The 12814-nt window shown below is 58.1% G+C and carries 13 protein-coding genes and 1 tRNA gene; 11 read left to right on the top strand and 3 right to left on the bottom strand.

The features are described from left to right. Window positions 1–558 precede the first annotated feature (558 nt). The 4 genes from rpoE to GVL50_RS16085 all read left to right on the top strand — a co-directional run bounded on the left by rpoE (window position 559) and on the right by GVL50_RS16085 (window position 4372). A complete protein-coding gene (gene rpoE / locus GVL50_RS16100) occupies window positions 559–1140 on the top strand; it encodes an RNA polymerase sigma factor RpoE (protein ID WP_003172477.1) in 582 nt (193 codons plus the stop codon). A gap of 30 nt (window positions 1141–1170) precedes the next feature. Continuing rightward, complete coding sequence (locus GVL50_RS16095; protein ID WP_053118059.1) at window positions 1171–1758, top strand: sigma-E factor negative regulatory protein; 588 nt, start codon at window positions 1171–1173, stop codon at window positions 1756–1758. Window positions 1759–1766: 8 nt separating this feature from the next. Next, window positions 1767–2729, top strand: a complete 963-nt coding sequence (locus tag GVL50_RS16090) for a MucB/RseB C-terminal domain-containing protein (protein ID WP_053118061.1) — start codon at window positions 1767–1769, stop codon at window positions 2727–2729. A gap of 209 nt (window positions 2730–2938) precedes the next feature. Beyond that, a complete protein-coding gene (locus GVL50_RS16085) occupies window positions 2939–4372 on the top strand; it encodes a DegQ family serine endoprotease (protein WP_159814177.1) in 1434 nt (477 codons plus the stop codon). Window positions 4373–4453: 81 nt separating this feature from the next. On the opposite strand, the gene GVL50_RS16080 is transcribed toward GVL50_RS16085, so the two are convergent. Beyond that, window positions 4454–5887, bottom strand: coding sequence for a M48 family metalloprotease (locus tag GVL50_RS16080; protein ID WP_053118065.1), 1434 nt, complete (start codon window positions 5885–5887; stop codon window positions 4454–4456). A gap of 98 nt (window positions 5888–5985) precedes the next feature. Here GVL50_RS16080 and GVL50_RS16075 point away from each other — a divergent pair, with 98 nt between their 5' ends. Beyond that, the gene (locus GVL50_RS16075) at window positions 5986–6225 is read left to right on the top strand and encodes a sulfurtransferase TusA family protein (RefSeq protein ID WP_053118067.1); all 240 of its coding nucleotides are present in this window, start codon (window positions 5986–5988) and stop codon (window positions 6223–6225) included. A gap of 33 nt (window positions 6226–6258) precedes the next feature. Further along, entirely contained in the window at window positions 6259–7329 is a 1071-nt protein-coding gene (locus GVL50_RS16070; protein WP_053118069.1) for an AI-2E family transporter, read from the top strand. Window positions 7330–7468: 139 nt separating this feature from the next. Here the strand turns inward: GVL50_RS16070 and GVL50_RS16065 are convergent, their stop codons facing one another. Beyond that, a complete protein-coding gene (locus GVL50_RS16065) occupies window positions 7469–7942 on the bottom strand; it encodes a peroxiredoxin (protein ID WP_159814175.1) in 474 nt (157 codons plus the stop codon). Window positions 7943–7952: 10 nt separating this feature from the next. Continuing rightward, complete coding sequence (locus tag GVL50_RS16060) at window positions 7953–8513, bottom strand: glycine cleavage system protein R (protein ID WP_053118073.1); 561 nt, start codon at window positions 8511–8513, stop codon at window positions 7953–7955. Between the two features lie 328 nt (window positions 8514–8841). Here GVL50_RS16060 and dapA point away from each other — a divergent pair, with 328 nt between their 5' ends. The 5 genes from dapA (at window position 8842) to GVL50_RS16035 (ending at window position 12536) form a co-directional block, all read left to right on the top strand. Further along, window positions 8842–9720: a 4-hydroxy-tetrahydrodipicolinate synthase gene (dapA, locus tag GVL50_RS16055; RefSeq protein ID WP_007911392.1), complete on the top strand. Its 879-nt coding sequence runs from the start codon at window positions 8842–8844 to the stop codon at window positions 9718–9720. Between the two features lie 17 nt (window positions 9721–9737). Then, window positions 9738–10853: an outer membrane protein assembly factor BamC gene (gene bamC, locus GVL50_RS16050; RefSeq protein WP_053118076.1), complete on the top strand. Its 1116-nt coding sequence runs from the start codon at window positions 9738–9740 to the stop codon at window positions 10851–10853. 6 nt (window positions 10854–10859) lie between these two features. Then, complete coding sequence (locus GVL50_RS16045; protein WP_159814173.1) at window positions 10860–11621, top strand: MBL fold metallo-hydrolase; 762 nt, start codon at window positions 10860–10862, stop codon at window positions 11619–11621. A 28-nt stretch (window positions 11622–11649) separates the two neighbouring features. Further along, a complete protein-coding gene (gene purC / locus GVL50_RS16040; protein ID WP_008077821.1) occupies window positions 11650–12363 on the top strand; it encodes a phosphoribosylaminoimidazolesuccinocarboxamide synthase in 714 nt (237 codons plus the stop codon). Window positions 12364–12446: 83 nt separating this feature from the next. After that, window positions 12447–12536: transfer RNA gene (locus tag GVL50_RS16035), tRNA-Ser, on the top strand. The last annotated feature ends 278 nt before the right edge of the window (window positions 12537–12814 follow it).

Here is a 12814-nt window from a genome sequence, read left to right as displayed (position 1 = left end):
TACAGGATTCCGCTCAAAGCGACCCGGGTCGGGGGTGGCGCGATTCGCCTGGATCGGCGAGTCAAGTCAGCCACACAGCCCACTAGTATATAGAGGGGTGGGGCGGCACAATAGCCGGGCCTATATGGCATTGTGAAACTACTGTGACGGGAAAAACCGGGTGCTTCGTCGGAAGTTTTTTTCGCCGGTTTTGGGAAAAGACGACTGTATCGGCGCTGAAACAGCCTTTTTCCGCCCAGGGTTGCCCAATGTCGGGTGGGTACGGCTATAAATAATTGGAACTTTTGCCAAAGGCCCAAGATCAATAGTCGGTGCCAGAAACAAGGGACGTGTCGGCTTCAGTGCGGAATCTGCGGTTGGATTTCTGCCCGGCGAAACCGATAACAAGATTATTCGCGCAGCCGGTTTATCCCGTGCTGCGTTTTTCGTGCGTGCCAAATCAGAGCCCGCAGGAAACTTGCCTGGAGGGGGAGAACTTTTGCGAAAAGCCCGAGTCTATGTTTGCAAGTCTGGTCGTTTAGTTATGCAAGTCTCCTTCGGGCTTATCGAGGAGTGTTCATGCTAACCCAGGAAGAGGATCAGCAGCTGGTCGAGCGCGTTCAACGCGGCGACAAGCGAGCTTTCGATCTGTTGGTGCTGAAATATCAGCACAAGATTCTCGGGTTGATCGTGCGTTTTGTGCACGACACCCATGAAGCGCAGGACGTGGCTCAGGAAGCCTTTATCAAGGCGTATCGAGCACTTGGAAATTTTCGCGGCGACAGTGCGTTTTATACGTGGCTGTACCGTATTGCCATTAACACGGCAAAGAACTACCTGGTTTCTCGCGGCCGTCGGCCGCCGGATAGCGATGTAAGTTCAGAGGATGCGGAGTTCTACGACGGCGATCACGGCCTCAAGGATCTCGAATCACCAGAACGTGCGTTGCTGCGGGATGAGATCGAAGGCACCGTCCATCGAACCATCCAGCAACTGCCAGAGGATTTGCGTACGGCGTTAACTTTACGTGAATTCGATGGTCTGAGTTACGAGGACATTGCGAGCGTCATGCAGTGTCCGGTGGGTACCGTGCGCTCCCGGATTTTCCGCGCTCGGGAGGCCATCGATAAAGCCCTGCAGCCGTTGTTGCAGGAAAACTGAGACAGCGGCGATAGCCAAGAGAGGAACGCCATGAGTCGTGAAGCCCTGCAGGAATCGCTGTCCGCAGTGATGGATAACGAAGCGGACGAACTGGAATTGCGTCGAGTGATTAATGCACTTGATGACGTCGAAACCCGTGAGACCTGGGCTCGTTACCAGATCGCTCGGGCAGCCATGCACAAGGATCTGCTGCTGCCACGTCTGGATATCGCTGCGGCAGTGTCTGCTGCGCTGGAAGACGAAACGGCTCCGGCCAAAGTATCCCGCAGCCCATGGCGCAACCTTGGCCGTCTGGCTGTTGCAGCCTCGGTAACTGTTGCCGTTCTGGCCGGTGTTCGCCTGTACAACCAGGACGAAATCGCTGGTGTTGAACTGGCTCAGCAAAGCAACCAGACAACCTTGGCCACCCCTCAGGTGAAAGGCCCGGCTGTTCTGGCAGGCTACAGCGAGAGCTCGGAAGCCACTGGCCCTATGGCCAACGGCGTACTGCAAGGTCAGCCAGGCTGGCACGATCAGCGTCTGCCAGGTTACCTGCGTCAGCACGCTCAGCAGGCTGCATTGAAAGGTACTGAAAGCGCGCTGCCATACGCACGTGCCGCAAGCCTGGAAAACCGTTAAGGAGGATCATGCGCGCCATACCTCTACTTTCGCTTCTGCTCAGTGGCTGGTTCATTGTTCCAGCCCATGCCGATGAGGCCCAGGACTGGTTGACCCGTCTGGGCCAGGCCGAGCAGCAGCAAAGCTTTCACGGTACTTTTGTTTACGAGCGTAACGGTAGTTTTTCTACCCACAACATCTGGCATCGCGTCCAGAATGGTCAAGTCCGCGAGCGTTTGCTTCAGCTCGACGGCTCGGCTCAGGAGGTCGTGCGCATTGATGGACACACTCAATGCGTCAGCGGCACCCTGATCGCGGGGCTGGGGGATTCTCCCAACTCGACCGCTCGTGCCCTGGATCCTAAAAAGCTGAAAAACTGGTATGACCTTGCTGTCATCGGCAAGTCGCGCGTGGCCGGTCGCGATGCAGTGATTGTTTCGCTAACGCCTCGTGACCAGCACCGTTACGGTTTTGAATTGCATCTGGATAAGCAGACGGGTCTGCCGCTCAAGTCATTGCTGTTGAATGACAAGGGTCAGTTGCTCGAACGTTTCCAGTTCACCAGTCTCGATACCGACGAAGTTCCGTCCGACAAAGACTTGCAAGCCGATGCCGGTTGCAAAGCCGTGACGCTGGACAGCGACAAGGCCTCCGCCGTCAAGACCGCCCAGGTCTGGCGTTCGGACTGGTTGCCGCCAGGTTTCGAACTGACCAGCAGCACGTCGCACAAAGATCCGCAAACCAAAACACAGGTTAACAGCCTGATGTATGACGATGGCCTGGCACGTTTTTCGGTGTTCCTTGAACCGTTGAACGGCGCGACCGTCACCGACACCCGGACTCAACTGGGCCCGACCGTTGCCGTTTCCCGTCGCCTGACCACACCCGAAGGCGAAATGATGGTGACAGTGGTTGGCGAGATTCCAATCGGCACCGCCGAACGGATCGCCTTGTCGATGCGAAACGACAGTGCCGCCACCAGCAAGCAGTGAGCTGATTCCAGCCACTACCACTTCTTCGTCGAGACGGAGATGAAATGTTTGCTGAGCATTTTCATTTGCAAATACCCCGAAAATTTTTTATAGGTCAGAGCCTCACGGCTCTGGCCTTGTTGTTGTTCCTGGAATAAAAGTGCCAGCCTGTGGTTGCCGGTGATTCTTGTTCCATATCGCTTAAACCTGCTCGTCGTAACGGGAGCTGTATGTCGATACCTAGCTTGAAATCTTATCTGTCCATTTTCGCCACCGTGCTGTTGCTCGGTCAGGCAGTGCCTGCTGCGCAAGCGGCCGACTTGCCGGACTTCACGCAACTGGTCGAACAAGCGTCGCCGGCCGTGGTGAACATCAGTACCACGCAGAAACTGCCGGATCGCAAAGTGAACCAGCAGATGCCGGATCTGGAAGGCTTGCCGCCGATGCTGCGCGAGTTCTTCGAGCGCGGCATGCCGCCTCAGCAGCGCTCGCCGGGCGGTGGTGGTCGTCAGCGTGAAGCGACGTCGCTGGGCTCGGGCTTCATCATCTCTCCGGATGGCTACATCCTGACCAACAACCATGTGATCGCTGATGCAGACGAAATTCTCGTGCGTCTGGCTGATCGCAGCGAAATGAAAGCCAAGCTGATCGGCACCGACCCGCGTTCCGACGTGGCCCTGCTGAAAATCGAAGGCAAAGACCTGCCAGTACTCAAACTCGGCAAATCCCAGGATCTGAAAGCCGGCCAGTGGGTTGTCGCGATCGGTTCGCCATTCGGCTTTGACCACACCGTGACCCAAGGCATCGTCAGCGCCGTCGGCCGCAGCCTGCCGAACGAAAACTACGTGCCGTTCATCCAGACCGACGTGCCGATCAACCCGGGCAACTCCGGTGGCCCGCTGTTCAACCTGAACGGTGAAGTGGTCGGCATCAACTCGCAGATCTACACCCGTTCCGGTGGCTTCATGGGCGTGTCGTTCGCCATCCCGATCGACGTGGCGATGGATGTTTCCAATCAGCTGAAAAGCGGCGGCAAGGTCAGCCGTGGCTGGTTGGGTGTGGTCATCCAGGAAGTGAACAAGGATCTGGCCGAGTCGTTCGGTCTGGAGAAACCGGCCGGCGCGCTGGTTGCACAGATTCAGGATGACGGCCCGGCAGCCAAGGGCGGCTTGCAAGTCGGCGACGTGATTCTGAGCATGAACGGTCAGCCGATCGTTATGTCTGCTGACCTGCCGCATCTGGTTGGCGCACTGAAGGCTGGCGCCAAAGCCAATCTGGAAGTGATTCGTGAAGGCAAGCGCAAGAACGTCGAACTGACTGTTGGCGCCATCCCGGACGAAGACAAAGAACTGGATGCACTGCCGAAGTCCGGCGCTGAAACCACCAGCAACCGTCTCGGTGTTGCCGTGGGCGAGCTGACCGCCGAGCAGAAGAAAACCTACGACCTCAAAGGTGGTGTGGTGATCAAGGAAGTGCAGGACGGCCCAGCTGCCCTGATCGGTCTGCAACCGGGTGACGTCATCACGCACCTGAACAACCAGGCCATCGGCTCCACCAAGGAGTTCGGCGAGATCGCCAAAGCGCTGCCGAAGAATCGTTCGGTGTCGATGCGCGTTCTGCGTCAGGGTCGTGCGAGCTTCATCACCTTCAAACTGGCTGAATAAACCAGCGGCAAGGTAAAAAAGAAACCGCCTCGAAAGAGGCGGTTTTTTTGTGTCCGAAGATTTTGTGTTGCTGGAAAAAACTCAGCCCATCATGTCCTTGATCATGCGTTCCTGCTCCATCAGCTCGCGCTGACGGGCATCGATGCGTGACGACAACGGGAAGTTGTTACCCGCCTTGCGCTTGGCAAAATCGAGCTGCTGAATCGCCTGACGGTAATCGCCAACCAGCGCGAAGTATTCGGCGCGAGCCTGATGCAAACCGATGATGTTGCCCGACAAGCCACGCGTCTCGGCAACTTGGTACCAGACGTCCGGATCGTTCGGGCGCGACTTCAACAGACCTTCCAGTGCCTTCTCGGCATCGGCCGAGCGATTCTGTTTCAACAGTAAATCGACACGCACCTGATTCAACGGATAGTTGCCCGGATACTGCGTGAGCATGCGGTCGACACGCGATTGCGCGTCAGGCAGGCGATTGTTGGTGATGTCCAGATCGACCTGCGCGAGGTTGTAGATGATCTCGTTCGGCGATTTGGCCAGCAGTTGTTTCAGGTTCTCGCGAGCCTCATTCAACTGTCCACCCTTAATCTGCGCGATAGCCAGACCGTAGCGCGCCACATCGTTTTTCGGGTTTTCATCCAGCTGCGCGCGGAAACGTTTGGCGCCAAGGCCCGGGGTTTCTTCGTAGATCAACTGCACGCGTGCACGAATCAGTTGATAGCGCATGGTGTCTTCGATGCCGCCCGGTTTCGCCTGTTCGGCGCGGTTGCGGGTGTCGGCGATACGCGATTCGGTTACCGGGTGAGTCAGCAGAAATTCGGGTGGCTTGGCGTCGAAACGGTACTGACGCATCAAGCGTTCGAACATCGTCGGCATCGAGCGTGGGTCGTAACCGGCCTTTTCCAGATTGAGGATGCCGATGCGGTCGGCTTCCTGTTCGTTCTGTCGCGAGAACGTGCGTTGCGACTGAATCGCCGCTGCCTGGGTGCCGGCGATGGCCGCGATCCCGGCATCACCGCCACCGGCCGCTGCAATGACGATACCGGCCAGCAGCGCGGCCATCATCGGCACCTGCATGCGCTGCGAGGCTTCGACGCCGCGAGCGAAGTGGCGTTGCGACAAGTGAGCCAATTCGTGCGCGAGTACCGAAGCGTATTCGCCCTCGGTCTGGGCATTGAGGAACAAACCACCGTTGACCCCGACCACGCCACCCGGCGCCGCGAAGGCGTTGAGCTGCGGGCTGTTGATCAGAATGAATTCGAGGCGTCGGTCAGTCACCTGGCTGGTCTCGACCAGTTTGTACACGCTGGACTCGACGTAGTCCTTGAGTTGCGGATCGTTGAGCTGAGAGACCTGGCTGCGCAACATTGCCAGCCACGCGCGGCCAAGCTGGTATTCCTGTTGCGGTGAGACGATGGCAGAACTGGCGTCGCCGAGTGACGGCAGATCGTCGGCAAAGCCTGGTGAGGCGAGCAGGCAAGCGAGCGTCAGCAGGGTAGGGCGCAGAAAAGTCATGCACAAAGCCTTAGAAGACAAAGACCTTACTGTAGCCGGACACCGGGCTTGCGACCAGATATTCTAGGCAGCTCGACTATCTCGACCGGAGTGACGCAATGACTGACGCTGTAGCCCATGACGTGGAACTGGACGCCAGTGGCCTGAATTGTCCGTTGCCGTTGCTCAAGGCGAAAATGGAATTGAATAAACTGCACAGCGGCGCGGTGCTCAAGGTGATCGCCACCGACGCCGGCTCGCAACGCGACTTCCGCACCTTTGCCAAATTGGCCGGTCATACGCTGCTGCTCGAAGAAGACGACGCGGGCGTTTACCGTTACTGGTTGAAAAAAGCCTGAAGCCGACAGCGTAAAACAACCTAAGGATTATTGATGTTCAAAGTGTTACGCGACTGGATTCAGCGCTACTTCTCGGACGAAGAAGCGGTGGTGCTGGCAGTGTTGCTGATTCTTGCCTTCACCGCCGTGCTCACCCTCGGCGGCATGCTCGCGCCGGTGCTGGCGGGGATGGTACTGGCGTATCTGATGCAGGGCCTGGTGGTCACGCTCGAACGCCTGCGCGTGCCGGGCGGTGTGGCCGTGGGATTGGTGTTTGCGCTGTTTATGGGCGTGTTGATGCTGTTTATTGTCGTGGTCATGCCGCTGCTCTGGCATCAGTTGATCACGCTGTTCAACGAACTACCGGGCATGCTTGCCAAGTGGCAGTCGCTGCTGCTGTTGCTGCCGGAGCGCTATCCGCATCTGGTCTCGGACGAGCAAGTGCTGCAAGCCATCGAAGCGGCGCGCGGCGAGATCGGTAAGTTCGGTCAGTGGGCGCTGACGTTTTCGCTGTCGAGTCTGCCGCTGCTGGTCAACATCATGATCTATCTGGTGCTGGTGCCGATTCTGGTGTTCTTCTTCCTTAAAGACCGGGCCATGATCGGCGAGTGGGTGCGCGGTTATCTGCCGCGTGAGCGCGCGTTGATTACGCGGGTCGCGCAGGAAATGAACCGGCAAATCGCCAATTACATTCGCGGCAAGGTCATCGAGATCGTGATTTGTGGTGGCGTGACCTACATCGCGTTCGTCGCGCTCGGGCTTAATTACGCGGCGCTGCTGGCGTTGCTGGTCGGGATTTCGGTGGTGGTGCCGTATGTGGGTGCGGTGGTGGTGACCGTGCCGGTGCTGCTGATTGCGCTGTTCCAGTGGGGCTGGAGCGATCAGTTCATCTATTTGATGGCGGTGTACGGGATCATCCAGACGCTGGATGGCAACGTGCTGGTGCCGTTGCTGTTTTCCGAGGCGGTCAACTTGCATCCGGTGGCGATTATTTGCGCGGTGCTGTTGTTTGGCGGGTTGTGGGGATTCTGGGGTGTGTTCTTTGCGATTCCGCTGGCGACGCTGTTCAAGGCAGTGTTGGATGCCTGGCCGCGCAAGGAGCCGGTGGTGGCGCCGCTGCTTTAGTGGTTGATTCAGATTGTTTGGTGGGGTTTAGGGCCTCTTCGCGAGCAAGCCCGCTCCCACATTGGATCTGTGGCGTTCACAAATCCAATGTGGGAGCGGGCTTGCTCGCGAAGGCGTCAGAGAAGACGCCGCAAAATCATCAGGCCTTGTTCAGTTCCTGAGCAGCAGCCAGAACAGCATCCACATGCCCCGGCACTTTCACACCGCGCCATTCCTGACGCAGCACACCGTCCTTATCAATCAGGAAGGTGCTGCGATCAACGCCCAGGTATTCCTTGCCGTACAGCTTCTTCAACTTGATCACGTCGAACAACTGGCAGACCGCCTCGTCCTTGTCGCTGATCAACTCGAAGGGAAATTCCTGCTTGCCTTTGAAGTTCTCGTGGGACTTCAGGCTGTCGCGCGAAATGCCGAAGACTTCGGTGTTGGCAGCCTTGAACGCTTCATGTTGATCACGAAAGCCCTGACCTTGAGTGGTGCAGCCCGGGGTGCTGTCCTTCGGGTAGAAGTAGATCACCACTTGCTTGCCCTTGAGGGCAGACAACTTGACGGTCTGCCCGCTGGTGGCAGGTGCTTCGAAATCGGCAACCGGTTGGTCGATGACAACGGCCATTAAAGCTTCCTTACATTGGGTTCTGTGGGCGCCAAGGCTCGATCAGTGCGTCGAGATTCATTGCGTCGGAGAAATCGAGGAACTGGTCGCGCAGCCAACTGATCTGGGTGCCGGCCGGCAGGGTCACGGTGAACGTGGCGTTGAGCATGGTGCCGCCGGTCTGTGGCGCCTGATAGGTGTCGCAGGTCAGGTTTTCCAGCTCGACGTTGTGATCCATGAAGAACTGGCACAGCTCATTGATGATGTCCGGGCGATACGCCGAACTCACATAAGCCACGTACGGCAGGGCCTGCGGACGATTTTCCAGCGGCGCGCTGCGCACCACGTTGGCGGTGAAAGCGTGTTTCTTCGCCAGGCTCGGCAGACTGCCTTCGAGGCGGGCGAGGGCGTCCCAACTGCCGGTGATCTCGAGGATCAACGCGCTGCACTCGCCGTGGCGAGTCAGACGGGAGGTGACCACGGCGCAGCGATTTTCATGGCTGGCGCGGCACAGGACGTTAGTCAGCTCCATGGGGTTGGCGCCGAGGGCACTGATGACAAGGAATTGTTCGCGAACTGTGGGGGTGGACATGCAGCATTCCTAAAGCGATGAGCGGTCGGTAGGTGACGGACGCTAGTGGCCGGGGCGCGCCTGTTCTGGCTGTCCATGCAATAGACCCGGCAAGCGCTCGCGGCTCGCTCCACTATAGCGGGAGCGCGTCGATGCGACGCAGGAACGGGGTCTGGGAGGCCGAAAAGGGAGGCTGAAACCCGGCGTACAAGCTGATCGGTACCGATCAAAGTCTGAAGGGTAGCGAAAAGCGCGGCCAAGGGGAATGGCGGCAGCGCAGTACTTCGCTTGTGCAAGCATCTTGGCGCCAGTACCATTACCGCTCTCTTTTTCCGGCAGGAGCGGTTTCATGATTGCGGGCAGTATGGTGGCACTGGTCACTCCCATGGATGCACAAGGGCGTCTTGACTGGGACAGCCTCAGCAAACTCGTGGACTTCCATCTCAAGAACGGCACCCATGCCATTGTCGCGGTCGGTACTACCGGCGAGTCGGCAACTCTTGATGTAGAAGAACACATCGCCGTCATCAAAGCCGTGGTCAAACAGGTTGCCGGGCGCATCCCGGTCATCGCCGGCACTGGCGCCAACTCGACCCGCGAAGCCGTCGAGCTGACCCGCAACGCCAAAGAAGCCGGCGCCGATGCCTGCCTGCTGGTCGTTCCGTACTACAACAAGCCGACTCAGGAAGGCTTGTACCAGCACTTCAAACACATTGCTGAATCGGTCGACATTCCACAGATTCTCTACAACGTTCCGGGCCGCACCTCTTGCGACATGCAGGCCGAGACCGTGATTCGCCTGTCCACCGTGCCGAACATCATCGGTATCAAGGAAGCCACCGGCGATCTGAAACGCGCCAAAGCGATCATCGATGGTGTGAGCAAAGATTTCATCGTGCTGTCCGGCGATGATCCGACCGCCGTTGAACTGATCCTGCTGGGTGGTAAAGGCAACATTTCCGTGACCGCCAACGTCGCGCCGCGCGAAATGGCCGATCTGTGTGAGGCCGCGCTGAAAGGCGACGCCGACACCGCACGGGCCATCAACGAAAAACTGATGCCGCTGCACAAAGACCTGTTCATCGAAGCCAACCCGATTCCGGTGAAGTGGGCTTTGGTTGAAATGGGCCTGATGCACGAAGGCATCCGCTTGCCGCTGACCTGGCTGAGCACACCTTGTCATGAAACGCTGCGCTCGGCCCTGCGCCAGTGCAGCGTCCTGGTTTAATTGAGGAAGTACAACGCATGAAGCGAATGGCCGGACTTTCCGCACTTGCCTTGATTATCTCCAGCACCAGTGGCTGCGGATGGGTCTGGGGCCCGGAAGGTTATTTCCGTGACCGTGGTAGCGATTACCTGGAAGCGCAACAGACTGCACCGATGCAACTGCCACCGGATGTCAGCACCTCCAAGCGTCTGGATCCGCTGCTGCCGATCCCGCGCAACGTCGCTGATGACACCGCCAAGGGCGAATACGTGGTTCCACGTCCTCAGCCACTGTCGGCCATCGCCGATGCCACCGACTACTCGCTGCAGAAGAGCGGCGATTCGCGTTGGGTCATGGCCCAGCATCCACCGGCCGAAGTCTGGCCAGTGGCGGTGCAATTCTTCCAGGACAACGGTTTCCGTCTGGATGAGCAGCGTCCGCAAACCGGCGAATTCACCACCACCTGGCAGCATTCCGATGAGCTGTCCGCGTCGATGGCCAAGCGCCTGAGCGCGGCTGGCGTCGCCACTGACAGCGAAACCCGCGTCCGTGTGCGTATCGAGCCAGGCGTGCAGCGCAACACCAGTGAAATCTACGTGGTCAGCGCCGAGCGTCCTGCCGGCAGCACCGCCGATGTCGATTTCACCAACCGCTCGGTCAACACTGGTCTGGACGCTGCGCTGGTCGACGACATGCTCGCAAGCATGAGCCGGATCTCCGAGAAGGGCGGTTCGGTGTCGATGCTCGCTTCGCGTGATTTCGATACGCCGAGCCGTGTCAGCCTCAGCGAAGACGGCAGCGGCAACCCGGTGTTGAACGTCGGTACCGATCTGGATCGTGCCTGGTCGAGCGTTGGCCGTGCACTGGAACAAGGCGAATGGCGCGTTGAAGACATCAACCGCAGCCTCGGTCTGTACTACATCAACCTGGCCGAAAAAGCCGAGAAGAAAGACGACAAGCCTGGTTTCTTCAGCAGCCTGTTCGGCAGTGCGCCGACCAAGGAAGAAGTTGAATCCCGTGCCGAGCGTTATCAGGTTCGCCTGAGCAAGGTTGGCGAGAACATTCAGGTGACCGTCGAGAAAAACATCAACACCGTCGCGCCGGCTGAAGTGGCGCGTAAAGTGCTGAGCGTGATTCAGGACAACCTGGGCTGATCAACCATGCGTTTTGCCGTTCTCGGCAGCGGTAGCCAAGGGAACGGCACGCTGATCGCCAGTGCTGATACGTATGTGCTGGTGGATTGTGGTTTTTCCCTGCGGGAAACCGAAAAACGCCTGTTGCGTCTGGGTGTGAACCCGGCGCAACTGAGCGCGATACTCGTAACCCACGAACATGCCGACCACGTGCATGGCGTGGGTTTACTGTCTCGGCGCTACAATCTGCCGGTCTACCTCAGTCGCGGCACACTGCGCGGGATGCGCAAACCGATTGAACCCGCAGGCTTGCTGGCCGGCGGCGAGCAACTGCAGATCGGTGCACTGAACATCGGGGTCATTGCCGTGGCCCACGATGCGCAGGAACCGACCCAGTATGTCTTCAGTGATCAAGAGCAGCGGCGCTTCGGCCTGCTGACCGATCTGGGTTCTTACTGCGAGCGGGTGCTGGACGGTTATCGGGATCTCGATGCGTTGATGATCGAGTCCAACCATTGTCGTGACATGCTGGCCCGTGGGCACTACCCGTACTTTCTCAAGCAGCGGGTGGGCGGCGAGCTGGGACATTTGAACAACCATCAGGCGGCTTTCCTGGTGTCCGAGTTGGGCTGGCAGGGCTTGCAACACCTTGTCCTGGCTCATCTGAGCAGCAAGAACAACATGCCGCAGCTGGCCCGGCAATGTTTTGTCGACACCCTCGGGTGCGACCCGGACTGGCTGCAACTGGCCGATCAAGATTCAGGGCTCGACTGGCGCCACATCGCCTAGCCCACCTACTTAGCAAGCGGAGCCCATCATGGAAAAACGTGAAGAACTCTACCGCGGCAAAGCCAAATCGGTTTACAAGACCGACGACGCTGACCGCTTGATCCTGCTGTTTCGCAACGACACCTCGGCGTTCGACGGCAAGCGCATCGAGCAGCTCGACCGCAAAGGCATGGTCAACAACAAGTTCAACGCCTTCATCATGCAGAAACTCGAAGCGGCCGGCATTCCGACCCAATTCGACAAACTGCTGGCCGACAACGAAGTCCTGGTGAAGAAACTCGACATGATCCCGGTCGAGTGCGTCGTGCGTAACTACGCCGCCGGCAGCCTGGTCAAGCGTCTGGGCGTCGAAGAAGGCCTGAAGCTCAATCCTTACACCTTCGAACTGTTCCTCAAGGACGACGCCAAAGGCGACCCGTTCATCAACGAATCCCACGTTGTGGCATTCGGTTGGGGCACTGCCGAGCAACTGGTTCGCATGAAAGAACTGTCGCTCAAGGTCAACGAAGTGCTGACCAAGCTATTCGACGACGCCGGCCTGCTGCTGGTCGACTTCAAGCTTGAATTCGGCGTGTTCAGCGACGGCTCGATCGTCCTCGGCGACGAGTTCAGCCCGGACGGCTGCCGTCTGTGGGACAAGGACACCAAGAAGAAGATGGACAAAGACCGCTTCCGTCAGGGCCTCGGTGACGTCATCGAAGCCTACGAAGAAGTCGCCAATCGTCTGGGCGTACCGCTTTAATCGACGCAAGCATCTGATAGCACGAAGAAATTTTCGAAAGAGGGTTTGCTTTCGGTAAAAGTGTTGTTATGATGCGCGCCGTTGGAGAGATGCCAGAGTGGCCGAATGGGACGGATTCGAAATCCGTTGTACCTTCACCGGTACCTAGGGTTCGAATCCCTATCTCTCCGCCATTACATAGAAAAAGCCCCGTAGATGAAAATCTACGGGGCTTTTTTGTTTCTCGTGCAATTGGACTGGAATACCCTCGGTCAGGCGAGAATTGCTCCGATGTCGCGCAAGATGCCCGTTCCCACGAAACTCTCGGATTTTGCCTACAACCCTGTTTCGATTAACTCAATTATTCTGATCTCCGTGCCAAAAACACTCTAAATCCAGACACGACGACACCGCTTTCCATTGATGGATAAGCGGCGTTTCTGCATTTATTGAAATGGGCGCTTCATGCATC

The organism is Pseudomonas sp. 18058 (assembly GCF_902706155.1).
Classification (GTDB): Bacteria; Pseudomonadota; Gammaproteobacteria; order Pseudomonadales; family Pseudomonadaceae; genus Aquipseudomonas; species Aquipseudomonas rustica.
Note: the sequence above shows the minus strand (reverse complement) of the source record. Positions and strands in the feature narration are given on the sequence as shown.

What these genes read in the sequence shown, in the direction of transcription:
- rpoE (WP_003172477.1), top strand. Translation starts at nt 559, where the DNA reads ATGCTAACCCAGGAAGAGGATCAGCAGCTGGTCGAGCGCGTTCAACGC.
- GVL50_RS16095 (WP_053118059.1), top strand. Translation starts at nt 1,171, where the DNA reads ATGAGTCGTGAAGCCCTGCAGGAATCGCTGTCCGCAGTGATGGATAAC.
- GVL50_RS16090 (WP_053118061.1), top strand. Translation starts at nt 1,767, where the DNA reads ATGCGCGCCATACCTCTACTTTCGCTTCTGCTCAGTGGCTGGTTCATT.
- GVL50_RS16085 (WP_159814177.1), top strand. Translation starts at nt 2,939, where the DNA reads ATGTCGATACCTAGCTTGAAATCTTATCTGTCCATTTTCGCCACCGTG.
- GVL50_RS16080 (WP_053118065.1), bottom strand. Translation starts at nt 5,887, where the DNA reads ATGACTTTTCTGCGCCCTACCCTGCTGACGCTCGCTTGCCTGCTCGCC.
- GVL50_RS16075 (WP_053118067.1), top strand. Translation starts at nt 5,986, where the DNA reads ATGACTGACGCTGTAGCCCATGACGTGGAACTGGACGCCAGTGGCCTG.
- GVL50_RS16070 (WP_053118069.1), top strand. Translation starts at nt 6,259, where the DNA reads ATGTTCAAAGTGTTACGCGACTGGATTCAGCGCTACTTCTCGGACGAA.
- GVL50_RS16065 (WP_159814175.1), bottom strand. Translation starts at nt 7,942, where the DNA reads ATGGCCGTTGTCATCGACCAACCGGTTGCCGATTTCGAAGCACCTGCC.
- GVL50_RS16060 (WP_053118073.1), bottom strand. Translation starts at nt 8,513, where the DNA reads ATGTCCACCCCCACAGTTCGCGAACAATTCCTTGTCATCAGTGCCCTC.
- dapA (WP_007911392.1), top strand. Translation starts at nt 8,842, where the DNA reads ATGATTGCGGGCAGTATGGTGGCACTGGTCACTCCCATGGATGCACAA.
- bamC (WP_053118076.1), top strand. Translation starts at nt 9,738, where the DNA reads ATGAAGCGAATGGCCGGACTTTCCGCACTTGCCTTGATTATCTCCAGC.
- GVL50_RS16045 (WP_159814173.1), top strand. Translation starts at nt 10,860, where the DNA reads ATGCGTTTTGCCGTTCTCGGCAGCGGTAGCCAAGGGAACGGCACGCTG.
- purC (WP_008077821.1), top strand. Translation starts at nt 11,650, where the DNA reads ATGGAAAAACGTGAAGAACTCTACCGCGGCAAAGCCAAATCGGTTTAC.